Source organism: Saccharopolyspora sp. NPDC045839 (genome assembly GCF_056431645.1).
The window spans coordinates 155590-176238 of sequence record NZ_JBWKKH010000011.1 but is presented as its reverse complement, the minus strand read 5'-3'; the positions used below and the strand labels follow the sequence as shown (position 1 = coordinate 176238).

The window sequence follows — 20649 nt, the reverse complement described above, 5'->3', positions numbered from 1 at the left end:
GGGCCTCCGTCGTCAGGAGAGGTCGTCAAGCCGACTGCATCACGGCCACGTTCCACCGAGCAGATCTCGCCAACGTTCCTCGATGACCGAAATGTCGACCAGCGGGCGCATTTCCGGGTCGAAGAACTCCAGCAGGTGACGAGTCCGGACGAAGGAGATTCCCAGTTCCAGCTGGATCGTCTTGAGGAACGACAGCGGTGTCAGGGTGAACGTCTCGTGGGATTTCAGGTGCTCCAGCAACTCCGTCAAGGTCGCGCCCCGTTCCACGAGCTGCCGGATTCCGAGGTCGCTCTGCGTCATCTGCCTGGCCTCCTGAACTGAACCTCGACGTTGGTGTACTTGCCAGGCTCTCCCTTGAGAGAACCGGGATCCACCGTCGCCTCGGTGATGCCGTACGAGGCCGAAGGCAGCAAGGGCGGTTAGGCTCGCGGTGGTCAGTGCCAGCGCGACAACGCCCCGAGCGGAGCCATAGCAGACGCCCTCCGCAAGGCCGCCTTCGGGAAGTGACGTTTTCGCTGGTCAGGCGACCCGCCCGTACTTCGCGAAGCCACATCGCCGCGAAGTACGGGCGGTCACACTGAACCGCACAGCTAAACTATTCCGCGTTCTCGCTCACCCATTCTCGTACAGCTTCCGGGCCGCGTTCCCGCGCCTCTTTCAGAACCTCGCCGCACTCTAGAATTGCAGGCACAGGCAGAGCACCTCCTGGAAAAATCAGTCCTTCCAGCGCAGCTTCCCCACATACGAACCACCGAAGCCGCAGATCTACCAGAAGGACAAAATCAGGAGGTAACAACATCCACACGAAACTCTTGCATCAAATCCATAACCGCATCCAAGAATTCGAAATCCAAAGAGTTCCGCGAGTCCTGAAAATTCTGCCAGACGATCTTCATCAGAGGTCCCTTCCCGAAGCTGGAGGACATGCAGTCCGCCAGCGCATCGAGATTCGACCCGAAGTATCCTCCAGGACCGTTGACCGCTTCACCCAACGCGCAGTAGAAACCCGGTTTCGTAGAAATGTGCGCGCCGTCCAATTGAACTACATCATCGGAACCGTAGCGGGCAGCCCTATGGTTCGAGGCAAACCAAGAATTCTGGACAACATGCAGCCAAGCATCCTGGTAGTTCGCCGACTGCTGAACCCATTCATCCTTCCCCAAATCCGCACCCGTCGCCCATCGTCTCCACACCTTCGCAGCCTCCGGAAACTCGCAGTGATTACCGAAGAAGCGATATGCAACGCTCAAGGAGCCATCTTGGGCCGATCCCACATCCCCAAGCACCGCGCGACCGATGAAGTACTCGCCAATCTTTTCCTGTCGACGACTCATGACCTCCAGCACGGCATCTTCGACTCTGCGCCTTGCCCTGTTGATCTCGTGGATCCCGAAGAAGATCGTTTCCGACGGCTCGTCGTCCGGATCGACGAAGAAGCCCACCACTTCGTCAGCCGCAACAAGCACGTCACGCGCCTCTTCACCAACCAGCGCGTACAGTGGGACATCCGCGTGATCCGTCATAAGAGCTTCACCAGCCACATTGCCCGACGACCCGGAACCAACACGAGCAAGGCTACTACCGCCATCCCGAATCAGGAAAATGAGGGGCGCTGAACTTCTGAATCTTCCGATAGTGCGTATTCGTCCATCCATACACCTTCGTGCCGTCCGGCAACGTCTTCTCCAGAATTCTGTCAGTATCCGGCCTACCAGGAACGCGGTATTCCTTGGCGTCCTTCCACCAGGGATGTTCACGACCCTTGTAGGTGTCGTGCGATGTGAGGTTACCCGCCTTCACATCGTCATACGCCTGGGCGATCTTGTTGTTCATCCCGTTGGGCAGCGGGTCCGACAGCTTCCCAGTGCACTTCAGACCGAGCGGGTCTAGCCACGTGTGCGGATTGGGGACGTACTGATGCGGGTTGGCACCTCCATCCAGGCCAATCGGGTCGGCGCTGCCGTAGCGGCCGGATGCAGGATCGTAGTGGCGGTGGAAATTGTAGTTGAAACCCGTTTCCGGGTCGTAGTACTGCCCTGGGAATCGCAGCGGGGTGTAGGCGCCCGTTCTGCTCTGATCGACCGTGGCACCCCAGAGCGTTGTTCGGTGGAACCAGGCTATTCCACCTTGATCGTTGATCAGTTCCGTCGGACCGCCAACCAAATCCGTGACGATCGAATAGAACTGTTCGTCGATCCACTCCTGCGACGCTCGGCGCAGTGGCGATCGCTCAGTTTGGGTCAGGGGCCGGAAGGTTCCCGGCTCGTAGTCCCAGACCGTCACGCGGACGTCTCCGAGCTCGGGACCGTTCGGAAGCCCGTCGGTGTGTGCCTGCTCCGCCAGAACAGTGCCGTCCCAAGCGAACTCGACCTGTTCGAGCACCCGCGAGCCATCGGGGGCAAGACGCTGCTTCGCGACACGACGTCCGAGCGGATCGTATCGGTAGCGCCAGCGGGAGCCGTCTGGCGTGAGCACCTCGGTCAGGCGGTCCTCTGCGTCCCAGAAGTAGCGCCACGTTTCGGGCTTGTGGGACAGCCGCTTCCGCTGCCGCAGCACTACACGGCCCTGCGCATCGTGCTCGTAGCGGACAGCGCCCGCCCGGCGAATCAGGGTGCCACTGTACTCCCGGTCTCCCCGCTCCTCGACAGTCTCACCAGGTAGCGCCGGCCAAGATGCATTGGTGATGTTTCCCGCTGCGTCGTAGGCATACCGTTCGGTCCAGCTCGCCCCCGTGACAGCGGTGACGCGTCCAGCGCTATCGAGGTCGAAGGTACGGGGTCCGGTCAGCTGGTCATCCACTCCCGTCAAGTAGCCATCTGCGCGGTAGGTGTAGGAACGTTGCTGCATCCGACGCCCCGCACCACTGGTGAGCGACTGCGAAACCAGCTGGTGCTTAGCGTCCCAACGCTGGGCCAACACCGCGCCACGACCGAGCTGGCGCTCGGTTTCGTTACCTGCGCTGTCGTAGCTGAAGCGCAACGTGCGCCCGGCAGTGTGCAACGCGACCGGCTGGTTGTTCTCGTCGTACTCCCACGTGCTCTCCGCGCCCGAAGGCGTGCGGCGTCGAATCCGCCTACCCAACGGATCGTAAACCGAGGCGACCGTGCGACCGTTGATGGTTTCGGCGAGCACGCGTCCAGCCTGGTCCCGCTGGAACGCGATCTGGGTGTCGTTGTCCATCGCTTCGAGCAGGCGACCCAAAGGATCGTAGGAGAACGTCGCGGTGTTCAGATCGTCACGGCGTTCGATCACGTTGCCGAGGACATCACGAACGAAGTGCGTGACCTCCCCAGCACCATTGCTACGCGAGACCATCTGACCAGCTGCATCGTGCTCGTACGCGACCACCCGGCCGTTGAAGTCGGTCTCCCGAACCAGGTTCCCAGCCAAGTCGTACTCGTAACGCCACACCGAGCCGAGTTGGTTCGTGACGCTGACCAACCGGAGCTCGGTGTCGTAGTGGAACTGGAACCGCGTGCCGTCCGGTCGGACTTCCTGCGATGGCAGATCGAAATGCGTCACATCGGTATGAGTTTCCTGCCCGAGCGCATCGACGAACAGGCGAAGGTTGCCCTCGCCATCGTGCACCCAGCGCTCGGTCGCCCCGTCCGTGAGCGTCATCCCTGCGGGCTTGCCATCGACAGTCCAGCTGAACCGAATGGTGCCGCCCAACGGGTCCACTGCCTCCGTGACGCGGCCGAATTTGTCACGCACGTAGCGAGTCGTTCCATCTCTCGGATTGGTCACGGCAACCGGCAAGCCCGCCGCATCGGTCTCGATATGCTGCATGTTGCCCAGCGCATCAGTGATGCTCGTGAGGTGCCCGCGTTCGTTGTAGGCATAGCTCGTGACCGCTCCGGCCGGGTCGATCGCCCTGATGGGATTCCCGTGGTCGTCGTACTCACGTCTCGACACCGTGCCGTCCGGGGCGACGATCGTGATGGGGAGCCGGAGGTCGTTGTACTCGAACCGGACCTGGCTGCCGTCCGGACGTGTCACCGCGATCAGGTTGCCAACGTCATCGTAGTCGTAGCGGACCGTTCGGCCGAGCGGGTCGGTTCGGGAGAGCAGGCTGTCGTACTCGTCCCACTCGGAAAGGGTTTCACCGCCTAGCGGGTCGATCTCGCGGATCGCCTGGCCCACTTCGTTGAGGTGGTAGGTGGTGCGGGCCCCCTGCGAGTTGGTCCAGTAGGTGATGCGGTTCTCGCGGTCGTACTCCATCGTGCCGCTGAGGAAACCTCCAGACCCTTCACCCGCCACTACGCGACCTTCGGAGTCGTAGGTGAACCGGTACCACTTGTCGTTGCGGTCGGTCCAGCTGGTGATGCGGCCCGCGTGGTCGTAGGTGAATCGCATCGGCAGACCCGAAGCGTTGATCACCTCGGTGAGGCGTCGGTCTTCGTAGCCGTAGCGCATCAGCGGGACGTCGTCACCGCTGTCCGCTTCGCAGAGATGCAGCGCCGTGACCAGGCCTTCTTCGGAGTCGACACGAATGCGGTAACCACCCGAATGCCGCACCTCGATGGGCGTTCCCGCAGCGTCGCGGTCGAAGTCGATGCGGTGGCCGTTGCGATCCACGATCGTCGTCAAGGGCAGCACCCGGGCATCCGAGGCGAACAGGAGCTTTCGCCCGGTGTCATGCTCGGTGAGGGTATAGCCGCCGTCCTCGTGACGGGTGAGCTCGTGGCGCGAGCCGGCGAACCGCACAGTGGCACCGACCGCCGGTGTCGGAGCGAGCAGCAGCTTGCCATCCTCCGCGGCGAACGAGACACCTGCGCTGCTGAGCTCCAGACGTTGGTCCAGCGTGGAAGTCCAGGACGAGCCGAAGTGCTGGCCGACCCGGTACGACGACAGGTGCATCCTCTTCAGCACCAAGGGCAGGACCGACTCCAGCTCCACATCGGTCTGCGGCAGGATCATCTCGCCGGTGGCGATGTCGATCGGGTCGCCCTCAGTCTGCCGCGAGTCCCCATCCTTCGTCGGGTTCTGCGGGTCGTCGGACTTGTCGCTCAGCGGGGTGTCGTCCTTGCCGCCGGGCTTTGGCGGGTCCGTGGGCGGCGGGTCGCTCTTCGGCGGCGTGTTGCCTGCCGGGTTGGTGGAGCTTTCGCCGTTGGAGCCGGAGCGGCCTTTCGTGGCCAGTTCTTGGGTTGCATCTTGGGCTTTGGAGACGCTGGAGCTCGCGTCTACCTTGCTGGTCTTCTGTGACGGGGGCGAGTCGGAATCCGTCTTGGTGTTCTTTCCGTTGCCGCCTTTGGGCTTCGGTGTCACGGATTCCCCCTCATCCGCTCATGAGCTTGCTCAGGTTCGTCAGGCTGTCGATCAGGCTCGTGACGTAGGTGAAGATGCGGCCGACCCACTTCACCACCGCCGCCACGATCTGGGCTGCGATCACCGGGATCGTCACCACGAAGATCGCTTCGACCGCCCACACGATCACCCGCGCCACCAGGTCTGCGATCAGGTCGCGGACGATCTCGCGGGTCATCTCCACCAGGCCGCCCGCGCCTTCGGTGGCCGAGGCCATCGCCGCCGAGATCGCGGCCAGGCCGCCGACGGCGTCGACGTTGTTGGCCATCATCGACTGGTAGGCGTCGGCCGCCGCGCCCTGCCATTCGGGCAGGTCGCTCTCCAGGCTCGCTTTGAGGTCTTCGGCCATGGAGCCGAGCTCTTCGGCCATGTTGTTCCAGGTCGCGGCGTGGGACTTCACCACGTCGGGCATACCGGTCAGCTCGTCGAGGATCTCGCGCAGCGGCTCGAAATACTCCATGGCCCAGCCGATGCCGTTGGACAGCAGGGCGCTGAAGGGATCCAGCACGCTTGCCGCGACTTCGAGGCCCAGGCCGACGCCGGCCAGCGCGCCGGAGACCCAGTCCTCGCTCTGGATCGCAGTGACCAGGCCTTCGACACCTTCGGCCAGGCCGGAGCCGGTCCACGGCTTGCGGGACGACTCCACCGGGGCGACCAGCGAATCGTCACTCACGGCATCTCACCGCCGGAGGACTGGATCAGGTCCGCGTGCTCCTGATCGATGTTCTCGTAGTCGTCGGCAGTGGCGCGCAGCGACTCGGCCGCGAGCGATAAGTTCTCCGCCACGAAGTCGATCAGCTCGTCCTGGCGGGTGTGCCTGCCTTCGAGCACTCCGGCGATCCAGCCGCACAGGAGCCCGTAGGCCTGGTCGTCCTGCTGGATGTGCGAGCTGGCGGATTTCACCGCGTCGAAGCGCGCCTGGATCTCCTCGATCTTGCCCGCGTGCGCGCGGATCTGCTCGGCGCTGACAACGTAGCCGTCGCCCATGGTCACCACTTCTCCATGAACGACTGGTTCTCGTTGCCGTCCTCGACGTCGGGTTCCGGTGCGGGTTGCTCGGGCTGGTCGGTGCGCAGGTGATTCCCGACCGATTCCGAGATCGCTCGCGCCGCCGCGGATTCGGTGCCGACCGTGTCGGCGATGATCTCCTGGGAGCGGTCGGCCAGCTGGTTCTTCGCCTGGGCCAGGGTTTCCATGATGGTCCGCGAGACCACGTCGGGCGCGGTGCGCTCCATCTTGCTGGTCAGCTTGAGATCCACCAGCGCACCCGTGGAATCGATGGTGAGCTCGACCAGGCCCTTCGGGTCGGTCGTGGTGACCCGGACCTCCTGCAGCCGATCGCTCATCGTCTGGGTGTCGGCGGCGAGCTTCTCGATCCGGTCCTTCCACGCGGCCAACCGTTCGCGGGCACCATCCGGGTCGAGGATGTTCCCGTCCATGCGCTCCCCCCAGGTTCAGGTGCGGACACAGAAGCCTTGCAGCGGGAGGGTAATCAGCCCGGCGCACCTGTGGGCGGGAAATCGATCAAATGGTCCAATCGGCGGCAGGATCACAGTCGATCGCACTAATGGGCCAGAGGGTCATAAATGCGTTAGGGGGGCGCCTTGATCAGCACAACTGGTCAAGACGCCCTCGCAGTCCGTCCTATCAGCACTCCTGGCCGATCGGTGCGGGCGGGGTGCAGCCGTGGCGAGCTGCGGACTGCTGCGCGAAGCGCTGCAGATCGGCCAGTTCAGCGTCATTAAGGGGTTCCTCGCGGAAGTTCCCGTCGGTTCCCTTGGTCACGGATGCCTGGTAGAAGCCGGGGGCGAACGGAGTCGCGCAGGTCGCCGACGTCCAGGCAGAGGACTCATACGCGCCAGACGGCCGGTCGATGGCCGGGTCCCGGCCTACGTAAGCCTCCTTGTACTGCCCGTACGTGGCGGTGAGCAGCAGGCCGTCGACGAGCACGCACTCCTCGACGGGCGCGGTCCCCGCATCGGTTTCCCAAACCGTCTCGGCCGACGTCATCCCGGCACAGGTCCCGGATGCCTCAGCGGCGGGCACAGTCCGGCCGGTTCCTCCTGGAACCGCGAGCTCGGCATCCCCGCCGAGCTGCGCATCGCACCCGGTTTGCTCGACAGCGGACCGCGCTGTTCCGACGACGGCGCGGACCAGCTTGCGGCGCATGTCGGGAACGCTTTCCGGTGCATCAAGCTTGACCGTCACCGCGATCCCAGTGCCTTCGTGGCTGCCCCAGTTTCGGCAACCCACCAGCACGGATGCGGTTCCGTCGGCGTCCACGACGAACCCGGACCACCCGGCCTCCAGCGGAACCGGGAAGGAATCCTGATCTCGGAACGAGTGGAGATCGAAATTCGTGGACCTATCGCTCGGATTCTCGATGTAGACGCCGGCGTTGTCAGCCCTGCAGTGCACGTTCACGCTCTGCGAACTGACCTTCTCCTCGTACTGCTCGAGCAAGAAATCGAAGCCGATCAGGCTGAACCTGCTCGCCCCGGACAGGTCGAGGATCGGATCAACCGGAAGCATCCCGCCACAAGCCCGGCCCACCATCGCCGCCGGATACTGCTGCCAGAACCCATACCCGCCAGCACCCACCAGCAGCACGACCGCCCCGATCACGAACAACCTGCGGAACCGCCTCGCCCTGCCGGAACCCGCCCGGACTCCGCCTCCACCCTCTAAGCCACTCATTCGGAGCAGCGTAGACGATCTTGCAGCCTCAACCGGCGCGATCGGTCAAGCCTCGAAGCGGCCCGCCTTCACGGCGGTGACGAATAACCGCCACTGCTCAGCGCTCGCCGTGAAGTACCCGGCGGCCCGGTCCTTCGAGTCCCGCACCGCCGCACCGTACGTCGCGGGCGCGACCTCGACGCAGGCCGTCTCCTGGTGAGATCGGGAGGACTTCCGCCAGTCCCCCTCGATCCGCCCGACCTCAACACATGTAACCTGCTGCGCGGAACGGCTGGACTTCCGCCAGCCGGTGGGAAAATCGGTCATCGGCAACCACCTTCCAGCTCGTCGACAATCTCCGCGATCCAGTTTGCAGAACGATCTGGCGTCATGGCCAGGCTTCGAAGCTGTGAAACTGCTGCAGCATGAACCGTCACTTCGTTCTTGCTGTAGAGGAACGCACCGGTTGTCAAGTGCTCAAGATGAACGATCGACTCCGTCTTGGCGAACTCGAAGAGGATGAAAGAGCCCGCATGAGCGGGATGCCATGCCCCCGAAGCAGCTGGTAGCACTTGGATCGTGACATTGGGAAGTTCGCTCATCTTGTGAACGAACCGCAGCTGATTTGCCATGATCGAGCTGCCGCCGATCGGTTCCCGCAACGCCGTCTCCGTGATGATCGCAACGAAGTTCGGCGCATCGTCACCTGTCAGAACGTCTCGTCGACCGATCCGCATGGCTACGCGAGCTTCCAGGTCGTCTCCAGGAGCAGTGCCCATGATCGCCCTCGCGTAGTCCGAGGTTTGAAGCAAACCCGGAACCACACCGGTTGCAACGTCGGTGATCGTCGTGGCTGTCCTCTCCAACTCGATCAACGTCGTGAGCTCACGCCGGATACCAGTAACGCCTGAAGACACCAACCAGTTCGGCTGGTCAGCACCGCGCGCCATGTCGACCAGTTCTGCGTATCTGTCGCCGTTCACGCCCAGAGTCGCCAAGATCTGCGCCACGTCTTCCGGCTTCGGTAAACGCGTACCCGATTCGTAGCGTGACACCGACACGTGACTGACGCCGATCTGCTCAGCGAGTTCCTGCTGCGTCAGCCCAGCATCGCGGCGGCACTCACGAAGTTCAGCGCCGAGTGCCCGGGCCTTGGGCGTGTGTTCGGATTTTCCGACCATGAAAACCATGCTAGGCGTTTGACCTGCATAAACAACACCCTATTGGGTAGTTGATCGATCGATTCACCATCGGCAGACTTTTACCGGTAAGCGCGGTAAGACTCTCCGAGACTGGAGCCGCCGATGTATCCGTTCCACTGGGTTCCTGCCGCTGGGCAGCGGCATGCGAGCTTGGATGCCAAGCCCGTCGGGTGCGCCTATCCGACCGGGACGCAGGTGGAAACGCTGTGCCAGCAGGAGGTTTCTGCGGACAGCAGTGAGTTGGCGTGGCTGTGGGGCACCTGCGTCGAGTGCAGCCGGAAGGCTCGGCAGCTCGCCGGTGTCGATCCATGAGCGCGAAAACCGCTGCCCTGGCCGCTTTCCTGAGCAAGACGCAGTGGCTCATCGACGATCTCGCGTTCAACGCGGGTGCCGGTCGGCTCGACGCCGTCGACGTCGATGCGGCGACCGCCGCGCTCGAAGAAGTCGTCCGGCTGCTGCGCGAAACCCCACCGACCGTGATCGACCAAGCCGAAGGAGTCTCCTGATGTCCCCGTTCTGGACCGCGATGGCGTGCCTGCTCTCCCTGCTCACCGGCATGACGCTGATGTATGCCTGCCACCGGCGACCCCAGCACGCGGGAGCGGGCGAAGGCGCGACGAACGTCTGGCAACTGATCGACCACGTGGAAGCCGAAATGACGCGGGACGCCACCCCGACCGGCAGGCACCACCTGCGAGAACCCCGGGAGCCGACCGAACATTCCACACTGGACACGGTGCCGATCCACGAGCCGCCGTCGTTCGAGCTCCACCACCGGGTCCTGGAAGCCCTGCAACGCCTCTGACCACCTGGCCCGGCTCGATGCCACCTCCCCCGACCCCGAGGCATCGAGCCGACGCGGCCGGGCGGCGCACCCCCTGCGCCGCCCGGCCGCACCCCACTGAGAATCCACAGTGGATGATGCGATCCGGTATTACTAGCCGTTGGCCATCGCCGCTGTCAGGGCACGACGCGGAAGTGGGTGGTCAGGCGCCCATCGTCGGCCAGCACGTGGAAGGCGATGCCGGGCGGCACGTCGCGATCGTCCGGGCGGTCGCCTTCCCAAGCCATACGCAGGTTCCAGTTGACCGCCGGCCCCACGAGCAGCGGCCGCCCGGCGAAGGTCGAGGCGGCCGCAGTGTGGGCATGCCCGGTCAGCACGGCGGCGACCTGCGGGCGCGCTTCGAGCACGGCAGCCAGTTCTCCGGGCTGTTCCAGCAGGATTCCGTCGATGAACGGGTGGTGGAGCCCGACCGGCGGGTGGTGGAACGCGATCAGCGCCCGGGCATCCGGCGGCAGTTCGTCGAGTGTGTCGCCGATCCAGTCGAGCGTCTGCGCGTCGAGGCGCCCCTCGTCGCGGCCCGGGATCGTGGAGTCGCACATCAGGATCGCGGTCCCGGCGACGTGATGGACCTGGTTGACGGGCTCGCCGCCGGAATCTCCGCCGAGCAGGACCTTCCGGTATTCCGGGCGCGCGTCGTGGTTGCCCGGGCACATGAGCACCGGGAACGGAGCGGCGAGAATCCGCGCTGCCTCCTCGTATTCGGCCTCCGCGCCGTGATCGGCGATGTCCCCGGTCACCAGCAGCGCATCCACCGGGCGGGGCAAGGCCCGAAGGTGGTCCATCACGCGCGTGGCGCGTTGCGTCGCCCACTGGCTGCCGTCCAGGTGCAGATCGCTGATCTGAGCGAGCAGAACGGTCATCACTCCTCCAAGACGTGAGCTTCAGGCGCAGAACTTCCCAATTTTAGGCAAAATCGGAACCCACCCGACCCATGCCCGAAGCTCCCAATTTTAGGCAAAATCGGAAACCGCTTGGTGCTACTCGGTCGCCCCGGAGTAGGTGTCCAGCCGGAACGGGCGCTGGGCGAGCCATTCGCACCACTCCGCGGTCTCGCGCAGCGACGACGTCCCGACCCGTTCCGCCGCCGCGAGCTTCGCCGGCCGCCGGTCGGCGGCCCGCAACCGGTCCCACTGCTGTGCGTTGAGGATCAGCACCCGGACGCTCGGCAGGTCCGCGACGACCAGGGGGTCGACGACCTCCACTGCCGACAGGTCGAGGCGGGCCAGCGACGGCAAGGATCGGAGCACGTCGATGTCGATCGGATCGGTGGTCCCGGCCAGCTTCAGGTCCCAGAGCAGCGGATGTCCGGCCAGGCCGGTGAGGTCGATGCGCTCGGCCTCGATCGCCGCGCGCTCCAACGCGGGCAGGTCTCCGATCCGCGCGTGCACCGCCGATGCGCGGTTGATCGACAGCTCCCGGAGGTCGGGCAACGACGCCAGCGCGGCCAGATCCAGCTGCTCGGCGTCGTTGAGGTACAGGCACTGCGCCGTCCAGCCGTCGTCGATCCGGCTCACGACGTCCGCGAGGTCCCGGTCGCCGAAGTCGTGGTAGACCTGCTCGTGCCCGCCGCCCGAGCCGCCGAAGCCGGTGAAGGAATCCAGGTAGTCGGACTCCGGGTCCTCGTCCTCGAAGTCCTCCTCTCGGAGGGATTCGACGACCTCGGTCAGCATGGCCGTCACGGACTCCGCGACCAGCACGGGCGGGCCCATGATGTCCCGGCCGTACTCGATGACCTGCCCCGGGCTCCCCCGCTCGCCCGGGTCCAGGTCGACCGCGATGTCGTTCATGGCGAAGTCGGTGCCGAAGGTGATCCACCAGTCGTTGCGGGAAACCCGCTTGATCGCGCCCGGCGGATCGGGCTCGAAGACCACCGCGTCGTCGAACGGGCCGTCGTTCCAGCCCAGCGAACCCGGATCCCCGGTGGTGAACCACTCGACCACCACGTCCAGCGGATAGGGCGAGAACCCGCCGAGCAGCCCGGTTTCGGCCGCGTCGTCGCGGGTCATCCGGTACAGCGCCCGCAGGTCCTCCGGCAGCCGCGCGCCGATTTCGTCCTCCGCGGCGGCGATCTCGGCCTCGGTGTAGCCGGGCCGCAGCTCGGGTGGCCGCCCCTTGATCTCCGCGTACCGCTGGACGAACTCGTTGAACAGCAACGAGATCTCGGCGAGCGCCTCCGGGTCCGTGGGCGCGCCCGAGTTGCGCGCGGCGGGCGGCAGCGGCATCCCGGGCAGGGGGTGCCCGGGAAGGCGGAGGCCGTGGTCGAGCACGACGCGGGTAGCCGAATCCAGGTCCGCGGTGCAGGTGAGGTCGAAGCTCCCCGACTCGCGCACCGCGAGTTCCACGACGAGCGGGCTCGCCTCGGATCGCAGCAGATCGACCAGCTCCGACTGGGCCTCGTGGAAGTCGTTGCCGAGGCGGAAGTGCGCCGAGCCGACGGGGTAGGTGGTCTCGGTGACGCCGGGCGTGATGCGCAACCAGGTGGTCGCCGCCTCCCCTGCGTCCGCCAGGAAAGCCTGTGCCAGCCGCCGCGCGGTGGCATGCAGTTCCGTCGTCAAGTCGAACTCCTCGGCAGTCATCGATGCGAGGGCCAGCGTTCTGCCGGCTGCGGGACCAGGTCCTGCACGTCACCGGGAACCTCGCGGCACTCCAGGCCGTGGTCCCGGACCATCGCGGCGAACTGGCGGTGCGCGGCGACGGCGACCGGATGGCCCGCGTCCCGGATTCGGCGCCCCAGCCCGGCATCGCCGCGTGCACGATGGCGGAGTTCGCCGCGACCGGTCAGGGTGCGACGGCGCGCCTCGGGCGTCAGGAGGCGCGCGGCAGCGCGAGCCAGTCCTGCCAGGTGATGTCGCGTCCCAGGTAGCGGGGCTGCTGGAAGGGCCAGTCGGCGGCGATCCACTGCGGAACCAGCGCGTCGAACGCGCGCTCCACCTCGCCGCCGACGAGGTCGTCCACCACCCACCAGGCGACCTCGCCGTCGGAGCCGGCGCGCTCGGGCGGGTCGATGTAGACGCAGCCGAAGAGCGCCGTCTCGTCCTCGTCCAGCAGCGCGTAGTTGAACGACTGGTGCGCGGCTATCTCCTTCTCGTGCCGCAGCAAGTCGGTGCGGTTCTCCTCATAGGTCATCGTCTCCCTGGGCCAAGACCAGGCCTGCCCGAAGATCTCCCACAACCGCTCTCGGGAGCCCATCACGGCGGGGTAATCGCGCACGGCGTCCGCCTCCCGGATGGGCCGCAGGTGAAACGCGGTGCCCGGCACGGGCACGTGGACGGGGTGGACGAAGTCATCAGGGAGCCAACTCATAAGGGCCGAGGCTACAACCGGCCGGCGGACGACCACCGGGCTTCGGCAAGACCGACCGCGATCCGGCAGAAGGGCTCTAGGCGAACTGGTCGATCAGCAGGTCCAGGCGGGCCTCGTGGTGACTGGCTCGGAGCCGGTCGCCGCGGGTCAGGATGGCCAGGCCGTGCAAAGCGCTCCAGAACACCTCGGCGAGGGTTTCCAGATCGCGGTCACCGGCCAGCGGTTCGAGCACCGCGATGAGCTCGCCGAACGCCTCCTTAAGCGCGGCGGGCGAATCCGCCGTGCCGAACGGGATGTCGACGGGCCGCACGAACATCGCCTCGTAGAGCGCGGGCCGGTCCCGGGCGAAGTTCAGGTAGGCGTCGGCCAGTGCGCGCAGCGCCGTCTTGGGGGCGCGGCGCCCCTGGCGAGCCCGGCGGAATTCGGTGGTGATTTCGGCGATGCCCTCGATGGCGACGGCGGCGATGATCGCGTCCTTGCCGTTGAAGTGGCTGTACAGGACCGGCTGGCTGTACTCGACGCGCTCCGCCAGCCGCCGCGTGGTGACGGCGTCCCAGCCCTCGGCTTCGGCGAGCTCGCGCGCCGACTCGATGATCAGCCGGTGCCGTTCCGCCCGCTCCCGTTCCTTTCGCTCTCTTACAGACATGACCGAATCCTAGCATCGCTAGACAATCAAGCAGAGCTATTGCTAGCGTCGCTAGCGAACGGATCACCGCTAGACAAATGGGGAGCCAGCCATGACGCTGCGACGCTTCAACACCGGCCTGATGATCGTGCTCGGCCTCTTCGTGGTCTCCTTCGGAACGAGGTTCCTGATCGATCCGATTGGAGCAGCGGCAGGGTTCGGCATCCCCAACTGGCCGCAGGGCGACGCGGCGGGCTACTTCATCATCAAGGGAGTGCGCGACCTGGCCTGCGCACTGATCATCTTCATCCTGTTAGCGCTGCGTCAACGCCGAGCCCTGGGCTGGGTGGCGCTGGCGGACGCGATCATCCCGTTCGGCGACATGATCGCGGTCCTCACCCACGGCGGCACACCGGCGGCGGCCTTCGGCATCCACGCGGCCACGGGAGTGGTCGTGGTGGTGGCGGGAATCCTCCTGCTCTGCGAACGACCGCACCCCACCACCACAACCGCGCCGGCCCGCCAGGTCGCGACGGCGTAGCGATCAGCGCACCTTCGCCGGCAGAGGCGGAGTCAACGGCCTGTTCGCTTCGATAGGCGAGGTGAACGGACCGTTCGCCTCATCCACCCGAACCTCGACGAGCGCCGCCGGAACGGAGTGAACGGACCGTTCGTCCCGATAGACGAGGCGAACAGGCCGTTGACTCCCCCCTGAACGCACACGCGCCGCCCGGGCCGCGACCCACTAGCGTGCGAGCGGCGATCGCGAACGATGGGTGGCGTCGCAGCAGGCCTGGTCAGGACCCGTGCGCATTGTGCGTCGCTATGGCGAAACCAAGTACGCACGGCCATCTGCCTGTGCGAATGCCGGTTCGGCCCCTGGTGCCAGGCGGGGCGCGGGTCGACGCGCGACCCGTGCGCCGCCTGGCACACCCCCAGATTCCGGACCCCCCGGAATTCCACGATCGTGTAATCCGATCAAACGGTAGTCTAGAATGTGAGAAATCGTCAACGACGTGGTGGGCACGCGTGCTGTGATCTCGGAGTGAGTGCGATGGCTGACCCAGGAGCCGCCCTGGCCGAACGGCTGGCGTGGCTGCGGGAGTCCTTCCCCAGCCCCGAAACGGGAAGACCGTACGACGTCAAGACGATCGCCACGGCGACGGGGATGTCGGTATCGCAGCTCTACAAGATCCTTTCCGGCGAATCGCCCAACCCCGGCTGGCAACACCTGAAAGCGCTGGCCGCATTCTTCCGGGTGCCGTTGGACACGTTCGACAACAGCGAGCACGGCGAGAAGATCCGGGCGCAGCTGGCCACCCTGGTGGAACTGCGCGCCCTGAAAGAAGAAGGCGTGGAGTCCGTGAGCCTGCGCGGACTGACCGCCGCCCAGGCCGACCGGATCCGGGGCGTGGTGGAAGACCTGCGCCGCTCCAACAGCACCACCGGTCGCGATGAGTCATGAGCGCGGTCACAACTCGGATCCGACATCGTTCCGCTGCGCGCGGCTGGTGCTACCGGTGAGCCACGATCGGGACGTGACACGATCCGACCATCGCGATCTGACGGCGCGGTGCCAGGAGCTGGCCGCCGCGCTGCCGCTGCCCGCGCCCTGGGACCTGCAGACGTTCATCGCCGAGTTGGCCGAGGCCCGCGGCCGGCCGATCGAGCTCCGCCAGGTGTCCACCGTGGACTTCGACAGCCCCTGCGGAGCGCTCGTCTCGCTCACCGACCGGGACGTGATCGGCTACGTGACCAGCACCCCGCTGCACGAGGAGCACATCATCCTGCACGAGGTCGGCCACCTGGTGTGCGGGCACTCGGACACCAGGCTGGCCGACTCGCCGGTGGTGGCCGCGCTGGTGCCGGACCTGCCGCGGGAGCTGGTCGAGAGCGTGCTGGGACGCTCCGCGTTCGACGCCACCACCGAGCAGGAAGCGGAGCTGGTGGCGAGCCTGTACCTGTACCGCGCGGGCCGCGTGCCCGCGCCGATCCGTGGCGTGCGCAAGCTCGACGCGAAGAGCGGCCGCACGCTCCGCCAGATCCAGGCGACGTTCGACAGCGCACGCCGCCGAGGGCCCGAGAAGCTCCGATGATCAGCATCATCCTGCAAGGCGCGGGGATCGTTGCCGTGCTGGCGGCGGTCACGAAGCTCGCGCAATCCCGGCGCTCTTTGACGCCGAGCGTGGTCTACCTGTGCGGCGCGATCGGCTTCGTCGGCCTGTCGGCGGCCCTGGTGGCCCCGGCGTCGCTGCTCTGGGTATCCGCCTGGGAACCGATGCCGAACCTCGGCCGGTTGGTGGCCAACATCCTGGCCATGGTCGCCGGCGTGTGCGTCCACGGGCTGCTGACCCACCTGGTGCACGACGGCGCACGGGCACGGCGGGTGATGCGCGTCCAGGTCCTCGTGGCCGCCGTCGCCGCGGCCACCATGACGGCGTTGATGATCGCCGCCGGCATCCCGTTCCACCCCGAGTTCCTGTCCGCGTTCGCCGACCGCCCGGCCGTGGCCGCCTACGTCACCGTGTTCGCGCTCTACATCGGGTGGGCCACCTCGGCGTTCGGGTGGTTCCTGCGCCACTACATCGCCCAGAGCAGCCGTCGCTGGTTGCGCGCCGGGCTGCGCACGATCCAGGCCGGCTGCGTGGCTTCCGCCGGCTGGGCGCTGACCAAGATCGCCGCTGCGGTGTGGGCGGTGACCGGACACGACCCGGGCGTGCTGGACCCGTTGGGCGGCGCCTGTGCCGGGGCGTGCGTGGCGCTGGTGGCCGTCGGGGCGACGATGCCGGTCTGGGGTCCTCGGGCGGCGATGCCGATCACCTGGTGCCGCGCCAAGTTCCAGGCCCGGAAGCTGCACCCGCTGTGGCGGCGACTGGCCGACGAGCTGCCGCAGATCACCCTGCCCGCAGGCGCGGTCGCCTCGAACGCGCAGTTCGCGCTGTACCGGCGGGTGGTGGAGATCCGGGACGCGCAGCTGGTGCTGCGGTCCTTCGTCCACCCCGAGGCGGGCGACTGGGCCCGCCGGGCCGCCGAGGAGGCCGGGCTCGACGAGCGTGCGACCCACCAGGTGGTGGAGGCGGCGGGCCTGGCGGCCGCGCTGGACGCGCATGCCGCTGGCCACCGGCACCGCACCGAACCGGGCGAGGCCACCGCGCCGTACCGGGGCATGGCCGCCGACCTGCACACCGAGGCGCGCTGGTTGATCCAGGTCGGCCGCACTTTCGACCGGTCGCCGATCGTGTCGACCGTGCGGGACCGCGCCCGAGCCGACCTCCCGGACCCGACGCCCTAGCTGCGACCGGGCTCGCCTGACGCCGATTTCGCGCGAAATCGTCGCCACCTTGGCACAGCGAACGGCGATTTCGCGCGAAATCGCCGCGGGTCAGGCCAGCGCCGCGAACAGGCCGCCGCCGACGACCGCGCCGACGACCGCTCCCACGGTGACCTGCGCGGGCGTGTGGTCGCCGAGCCGCGCCCGGGACCAGGAGACCGCCGCCACCACCAGCATCAGGACCAGGTAGGCCGGGTGGTAGACCACGGCGAGGATCACCACCGCGCCCGAGGCCACCGCAGAGTGCATGGACACCTTCCACCAGACCGTGATGCCGCCCGTGACGAACAGCGAGGCGATCATGGCGATGTCCAGGGCGATCAGCAGCCACGGCGCACCGAACGCGACCAGCAGGCCCAGCCCGATCAGGCTCATGACGATCAGCGCGACGAACGGCACGAACCGGCCCGCGCGGTCGCGCACGTGGTGGCTGTCCCACCGACCGGTCTTCGCGCCCCACACGATCACGCCCATCGGCAGGATGCTGCTGGTGGCGGAGACCAGCAGCCCCCAGCCCAGGGTGGGAGCGAGGGCGCGGGTGGCCTGCCAGGCCACCGCCAGCGGCAGCAGCACGACGATCACCCACGGCGCGAAGACCTCGGTGAGCACGCGCGCCGCGCGGTCCTTGCCGGACCGCCGGGCCGGCACGGGGTCGGTCTTGGGGGCTGCGTTGGTCATGGGCTCCTCTGGCGCTCAGGTGACGGGCAATGTCCACATGGGACAGATCTGGGTGCGTCGTGAGTACTTCGGTTCGCCATGGCGATCCAAACCGCTCACGAGCGGCTGGCCACGCCGATCAGGATGCCTCGCCTGGCTTGCCGGTGTTCACCAACAGCTCCACCAGCTTGTCGCCGAGCACGCCCGGGATGACCCGCTCCGCCGAGCGCGCCGCGGCCGCGTTGAGCGCGGACATCACCAGCGGCCGCAGCCGCTGCAGGACGTCGGAGTAGTACGGGATCTCGTCGTCGCTGGGCACCGGGCGGGTCAGCACGTGCTTGCGCACCACCTCGACCAGGATCTCCGCCACGTGGTCGATGTCCTTCTGCAGCTGCTCGGCGAGGTCCAGCACCTCGTTGAGCGGCACGCCGAGGCTGACCAGTTCCGCGCCGGCGTCCAGCAGCTGCGGGCTCGGCGAGACGAAACTGCGGCCGCGCCGCTCCAGCAGACCCAGTTCGATCGACCGCTTGACGTTCGACGGGGAGAGCTGCTTGCCGAACTTCTTGCGCAGCTCCCCCACCGTGACGGCGCGGGGCGCCTCGTCCGCCCAGGACGCGCCGACGACCTCCTCCAGCCCGAGCACCTCGCCGAGGCTGCGCCCGGACTCCCAGGCCGCGATCATCTCCTTGATCTGCGCGAACGCGTAACCGCGCTCCAGCATGTTGATGATCAGCCGCAGCCGCACCAGGTGCGCGTCGGAGTAGATCGCCGTGCGACCCTCCCGGCGAGGCGGCGGCAACAGCTCCCGGTCCTGGTAGACGCGCACGTTGCGCACCGTCGTGCCCGCAGCCCGAGCAAGATCGTCGATCCGGTAGTCCGCCACTCGACGAAGTCTAGTTCCCCTGTTCGAACCGCGCCGCGACCTGGGCCGCGCCCGTGCGTCGCCCGAACCGGCCGGCTTCGAACGGGGCGAGGCCGACGGGCAACGGCAGCCGCGAGCACGATCCCCTCGCGGCCGAGCAGCGGGCGTGGCCACCGCCGCGCCCGCTGCTCCGTCGAACGTCAGCCAGCGTCCGCCTTGGCCGCTTCGCCTCGTGGGGCTCGGTCGTTCCCCTTGAGCGCGAAGCAGAACAACGCGGCTACCACTAGCACCGCGGCGGACGCCAGCAGCACCACCTGCATCGCTTCGACGAACCCCACCGCGAACGCCTCCTGGCCCAGCCGCGCGAAGAGGGCGGCGTCCTCGGGCGACAGACCAGCCGGGACCGACGGCGGGCTGAACCGCCCTCCCCCGGCCACCGCGCTCTCGACGAACTGCGCGCGCAACCCCGCGGGCAACTGGCCCGCGCGCAGCTCCGCTTCGCCGCGCAGGGCCGAGTTCAGGCAGGAGGCCAGGACGGCGCCCACCAACGCGGTGCCCAGCACCCCGCCGACCTGCCGCGTGGTGCCTGCGACCCCCGACGCCGCACCCGCGAACCTGGGATCGACGCCGTCCATGGTGACCTGCTGCAACGGCGCGAACGTCGCGCCGCTGGCGATGCCGATGATCAGCAGGCCGGGCAGGAGCGGCCAGGCTCCGGAGTCCGGCCCCGCCATCGCGGCGATGACCACCAGACCGAGCGCGAGCATGATCATCCCCGCGGCGAGGACGCGCTTGCCCCCGATCTCGTCGGCCAGCCTCCCCGCATACGCCGAGCCGATCGCGGTGAGAACGGCGTTGGGCAGCAGGACGAACCCCGCTTCCAGCGGCGAATACCCCTGCGCCAGCTGCAGGTAGAGGACGAGCACGAACGCGGTGCCGATCATGCCGAGCTGGAAGACGAAGCCGATCCAGTTCCCGGCCGCGAAGTTCCGCCCGGCGAACAGGCCCAGCGGCATCAGCGGCTCACCGCGCTGAACGTGCTGCCAGCCGACGAACAGCGCCAGGAGCACGACACCGGCCGCGATGACCGACGGGATGCCGATCGGCCCGCTGATCGTTCCCCAGTCGTAGCGCTCGCCCTCGATGAGGCCGAACACGATCCCGCTCAGCCCCGCGGTGGCGAGCACGACGCCCACCAGGTCGATCTTGTGCGGGCGTGCGACGCGCAGTTCCGGGACGAACACCAGGGCCAGCACCGCGGTGGCCACCCCGATGGGGACGTTGATGAAGAAGATCCAGCGCCAGCCGAGGTGGTCGACGATGAACCCGCCGAACACCGGGCCGAGGATCGGCGCGAGACCCGCGATCGCGCCGAAGACGCCGAACGCCCGGCCGCGCATCCGCGGCGGGAAGATCGTCAGGATCGACGAGATCACCTGCGGGAACAGCAGCGCTCCGCCCAGCCCCTGCAGCACTCGCGCGCCGAGCAGCTGTCCCGGCGTGCTCGCGAGGCCGCAGAGAGCGGATGCGGCGGTGAAGGCGGCGATGCCGGTCAGGAACAGGCGCCGGTACCCGAAGGTGTCCCCGAGCCGTCCCGTCGTGATCAGCAGCGCCGAGAAGACCAGCAGGTAGGCATCGATCACCCACAGCACCTGGTCGTACGAGGCGCCGATGCCGTCGATCAGGGTCGGGACCGCGATGTTGACGATCGTCCCGTCGAGCAGCGACATGAAGAAGCCGACGCAGAGGATGCCGAGCACCAGCCACGGGCGTCGCGCCGCGGGCCGGTCGGCGGAATTGTTCTCCAGCACTCCGATTACCTCCGAGAATTCGGGCACCGGT

At 67.2% G+C, this 20649-nt stretch carries 24 protein-coding genes; 8 read left to right on the top strand and 16 right to left on the bottom strand.

Features of this window, described 5'->3' with window-relative positions; translation table 11 throughout:
- Positions 1-39 precede the first annotated feature (39 nt).
- The 9 genes from AC07EQ_RS18235 to AC07EQ_RS18195 all read right to left on the bottom strand — a co-directional run bounded on the left by AC07EQ_RS18235 (position 40) and on the right by AC07EQ_RS18195 (position 9164).
- The gene (locus AC07EQ_RS18235) at positions 40-300 is read right to left on the bottom strand and encodes a hypothetical protein (protein WP_478389082.1); all 261 of its coding nucleotides are present in this window, start codon (positions 298-300) and stop codon (positions 40-42) included.
- A 482-nt stretch (positions 301-782) separates the two neighbouring features.
- A complete protein-coding gene (locus tag AC07EQ_RS18230) occupies positions 783-1523 on the bottom strand; it encodes a barstar family protein (protein WP_478389081.1) in 741 nt (246 codons plus the stop codon).
- Between the two features lie 55 nt (positions 1524-1578).
- Positions 1579-5268, bottom strand: a complete 3690-nt coding sequence (locus AC07EQ_RS18225; protein ID WP_478389080.1) for an RHS repeat-associated core domain-containing protein — start codon at positions 5266-5268, stop codon at positions 1579-1581.
- Positions 5269-5278: 10 nt separating this feature from the next.
- Complete coding sequence (locus AC07EQ_RS18220; RefSeq protein WP_478389079.1) at positions 5279-5980, bottom strand: WXG100 family type VII secretion target; 702 nt, start codon at positions 5978-5980, stop codon at positions 5279-5281.
- Positions 5977-6294: a type VII secretion target gene (locus AC07EQ_RS18215; protein ID WP_397529005.1), complete on the bottom strand. Its 318-nt coding sequence runs from the start codon at positions 6292-6294 to the stop codon at positions 5977-5979. Before AC07EQ_RS18215 ends, AC07EQ_RS18220 begins: the two co-directional genes overlap by 4 nt.
- Before the next feature lie 2 nt (positions 6295-6296).
- On the bottom strand, positions 6297-6746 hold the full coding sequence (locus tag AC07EQ_RS18210; protein ID WP_478389078.1) for a YbaB/EbfC family nucleoid-associated protein: 450 nt from the start codon (positions 6744-6746) through the stop codon (positions 6297-6299).
- 208 nt (positions 6747-6954) lie between these two features.
- Positions 6955-7938 (bottom strand): hypothetical protein, encoded by a 984-nt coding sequence (locus AC07EQ_RS18205; protein WP_478389077.1) that lies wholly within the window; start codon positions 7936-7938, stop codon positions 6955-6957.
- Between the two features lie 111 nt (positions 7939-8049).
- Entirely contained in the window at positions 8050-8310 is a 261-nt protein-coding gene (locus tag AC07EQ_RS18200; protein ID WP_478389076.1) for a DUF397 domain-containing protein, read from the bottom strand.
- On the bottom strand, positions 8307-9164 hold the full coding sequence (locus AC07EQ_RS18195) for a helix-turn-helix domain-containing protein (RefSeq protein WP_478389075.1): 858 nt from the start codon (positions 9162-9164) through the stop codon (positions 8307-8309). The genes AC07EQ_RS18200 and AC07EQ_RS18195 overlap by 4 nt, the downstream gene beginning before the upstream one ends.
- A 123-nt stretch (positions 9165-9287) precedes the next feature.
- On the opposite strand from AC07EQ_RS18195, the gene AC07EQ_RS18190 reads away from it, so the two are divergent.
- The 3 genes from AC07EQ_RS18190 to AC07EQ_RS18180 are packed head-to-tail and all read left to right on the top strand — an operon-like array spanning position 9288 to position 9990.
- A complete protein-coding gene (locus AC07EQ_RS18190) occupies positions 9288-9497 on the top strand; it encodes an HC3 family zinc finger protein (RefSeq protein WP_478389074.1) in 210 nt (69 codons plus the stop codon).
- On the top strand, positions 9494-9691 hold the full coding sequence (locus tag AC07EQ_RS18185) for a hypothetical protein (RefSeq protein WP_478389073.1): 198 nt from the start codon (positions 9494-9496) through the stop codon (positions 9689-9691). Before AC07EQ_RS18190 ends, AC07EQ_RS18185 begins: the two co-directional genes overlap by 4 nt.
- Positions 9691-9990 (top strand): hypothetical protein, encoded by a 300-nt coding sequence (locus AC07EQ_RS18180; RefSeq protein ID WP_478389072.1) that lies wholly within the window; start codon positions 9691-9693, stop codon positions 9988-9990. The genes AC07EQ_RS18185 and AC07EQ_RS18180 overlap by 1 nt, the downstream gene beginning before the upstream one ends.
- Positions 9991-10145: 155 nt before the next feature.
- Here the strand turns inward: AC07EQ_RS18180 and AC07EQ_RS18175 are convergent, their stop codons facing one another.
- Complete coding sequence (locus tag AC07EQ_RS18175) at positions 10146-10889, bottom strand: metallophosphoesterase (RefSeq protein WP_478389071.1); 744 nt, start codon at positions 10887-10889, stop codon at positions 10146-10148.
- Positions 10890-11006: 117 nt separating this feature from the next.
- Positions 11007-12584 carry an SMI1/KNR4 family protein gene (locus tag AC07EQ_RS18170; RefSeq protein WP_478389070.1) on the bottom strand — a complete coding sequence of 526 codons (1578 nt, stop codon included), beginning with the start codon at positions 12582-12584 and terminating at the stop codon, positions 11007-11009.
- Positions 12585-12607: 23 nt separating this feature from the next.
- On the opposite strand from AC07EQ_RS18170, the gene AC07EQ_RS18165 reads away from it, so the two are divergent.
- Positions 12608-12892 carry a hypothetical protein gene (locus AC07EQ_RS18165; RefSeq protein ID WP_478389069.1) on the top strand — a complete coding sequence of 95 codons (285 nt, stop codon included), beginning with the start codon at positions 12608-12610 and terminating at the stop codon, positions 12890-12892.
- Here the strand turns inward: AC07EQ_RS18165 and AC07EQ_RS18160 are convergent.
- Together AC07EQ_RS18160 and AC07EQ_RS18155 are read right to left on the bottom strand one after the other, a co-directional pair.
- Positions 12835-13332 (bottom strand): GNAT family N-acetyltransferase, encoded by a 498-nt coding sequence (locus AC07EQ_RS18160; protein ID WP_478389068.1) that lies wholly within the window; start codon positions 13330-13332, stop codon positions 12835-12837. The two genes, AC07EQ_RS18165 and AC07EQ_RS18160, sit on opposite strands and share 58 nt — an antisense overlap.
- A gap of 76 nt (positions 13333-13408) precedes the next feature.
- Positions 13409-13978, bottom strand: a complete 570-nt coding sequence (locus tag AC07EQ_RS18155; protein WP_478389067.1) for a TetR/AcrR family transcriptional regulator — start codon at positions 13976-13978, stop codon at positions 13409-13411.
- Between the two features lie 91 nt (positions 13979-14069).
- On the opposite strand from AC07EQ_RS18155, the gene AC07EQ_RS18150 reads away from it, so the two are divergent.
- The 4 genes from AC07EQ_RS18150 to AC07EQ_RS18135 all read left to right on the top strand — a co-directional run bounded on the left by AC07EQ_RS18150 (position 14070) and on the right by AC07EQ_RS18135 (position 17249).
- A complete protein-coding gene (locus tag AC07EQ_RS18150; RefSeq protein WP_478389066.1) occupies positions 14070-14498 on the top strand; it encodes a DUF4267 domain-containing protein in 429 nt (142 codons plus the stop codon).
- 513 nt (positions 14499-15011) lie between these two features.
- A complete protein-coding gene (locus AC07EQ_RS18145) occupies positions 15012-15422 on the top strand; it encodes a helix-turn-helix domain-containing protein (protein ID WP_132490476.1) in 411 nt (136 codons plus the stop codon).
- Positions 15423-15495: 73 nt separating this feature from the next.
- Positions 15496-16053 (top strand): hypothetical protein, encoded by a 558-nt coding sequence (locus tag AC07EQ_RS18140; RefSeq protein WP_478389065.1) that lies wholly within the window; start codon positions 15496-15498, stop codon positions 16051-16053.
- Entirely contained in the window at positions 16050-17249 is a 1200-nt protein-coding gene (locus AC07EQ_RS18135; protein ID WP_478389064.1) for an MAB_1171c family putative transporter, read from the top strand. Before AC07EQ_RS18140 ends, AC07EQ_RS18135 begins: the two co-directional genes overlap by 4 nt.
- Positions 17250-17339: 90 nt before the next feature.
- Here AC07EQ_RS18135 and AC07EQ_RS18130 read toward each other — a convergent pair whose 3' ends face one another.
- The 3 genes from AC07EQ_RS18130 to AC07EQ_RS18120 form a co-directional block, all read right to left on the bottom strand.
- Complete coding sequence (locus AC07EQ_RS18130; RefSeq protein WP_478389063.1) at positions 17340-17966, bottom strand: hypothetical protein; 627 nt, start codon at positions 17964-17966, stop codon at positions 17340-17342.
- A 118-nt stretch (positions 17967-18084) separates the two neighbouring features.
- Positions 18085-18828, bottom strand: coding sequence for a MerR family transcriptional regulator (locus AC07EQ_RS18125; protein WP_478389062.1), 744 nt, complete (start codon positions 18826-18828; stop codon positions 18085-18087).
- 179 nt (positions 18829-19007) lie between these two features.
- The gene (locus AC07EQ_RS18120; protein WP_478389061.1) at positions 19008-20645 is read right to left on the bottom strand and encodes a DHA2 family efflux MFS transporter permease subunit; all 1638 of its coding nucleotides are present in this window, start codon (positions 20643-20645) and stop codon (positions 19008-19010) included.
- Positions 20646-20649: the final 4 nt, after the last annotated feature.

Coding starts and splice junctions, on each gene's coding strand:
- AC07EQ_RS18235 (WP_478389082.1), bottom strand. CDS start 300: ATGACGCAGAGCGACCTCGGAATCCGGCAGCTCGTGGAACGGGGCGCG.
- AC07EQ_RS18230 (WP_478389081.1), bottom strand. CDS start 1,523: ATGACGGATCACGCGGATGTCCCACTGTACGCGCTGGTTGGTGAAGAG.
- AC07EQ_RS18215 (WP_397529005.1), bottom strand. CDS start 6,294: ATGGGCGACGGCTACGTTGTCAGCGCCGAGCAGATCCGCGCGCACGCG.
- AC07EQ_RS18210 (WP_478389078.1), bottom strand. CDS start 6,746: ATGGACGGGAACATCCTCGACCCGGATGGTGCCCGCGAACGGTTGGCC.
- AC07EQ_RS18200 (WP_478389076.1), bottom strand. CDS start 8,310: ATGACCGATTTTCCCACCGGCTGGCGGAAGTCCAGCCGTTCCGCGCAG.
- AC07EQ_RS18195 (WP_478389075.1), bottom strand. CDS start 9,164: ATGGTCGGAAAATCCGAACACACGCCCAAGGCCCGGGCACTCGGCGCT.
- AC07EQ_RS18190 (WP_478389074.1), top strand. CDS start 9,288: ATGTATCCGTTCCACTGGGTTCCTGCCGCTGGGCAGCGGCATGCGAGC.
- AC07EQ_RS18185 (WP_478389073.1), top strand. CDS start 9,494: ATGAGCGCGAAAACCGCTGCCCTGGCCGCTTTCCTGAGCAAGACGCAG.
- AC07EQ_RS18180 (WP_478389072.1), top strand. CDS start 9,691: ATGTCCCCGTTCTGGACCGCGATGGCGTGCCTGCTCTCCCTGCTCACC.
- AC07EQ_RS18175 (WP_478389071.1), bottom strand. CDS start 10,889: ATGACCGTTCTGCTCGCTCAGATCAGCGATCTGCACCTGGACGGCAGC.
- AC07EQ_RS18165 (WP_478389069.1), top strand. CDS start 12,608: ATGCGAGGGCCAGCGTTCTGCCGGCTGCGGGACCAGGTCCTGCACGTC.
- AC07EQ_RS18160 (WP_478389068.1), bottom strand. CDS start 13,332: ATGAGTTGGCTCCCTGATGACTTCGTCCACCCCGTCCACGTGCCCGTG.
- AC07EQ_RS18155 (WP_478389067.1), bottom strand. CDS start 13,978: ATGTCTGTAAGAGAGCGAAAGGAACGGGAGCGGGCGGAACGGCACCGG.
- AC07EQ_RS18150 (WP_478389066.1), top strand. CDS start 14,070: ATGACGCTGCGACGCTTCAACACCGGCCTGATGATCGTGCTCGGCCTC.
- AC07EQ_RS18145 (WP_132490476.1), top strand. CDS start 15,012: ATGGCTGACCCAGGAGCCGCCCTGGCCGAACGGCTGGCGTGGCTGCGG.
- AC07EQ_RS18135 (WP_478389064.1), top strand. CDS start 16,050: ATGATCAGCATCATCCTGCAAGGCGCGGGGATCGTTGCCGTGCTGGCG.
- AC07EQ_RS18130 (WP_478389063.1), bottom strand. CDS start 17,966: ATGACCAACGCAGCCCCCAAGACCGACCCCGTGCCGGCCCGGCGGTCC.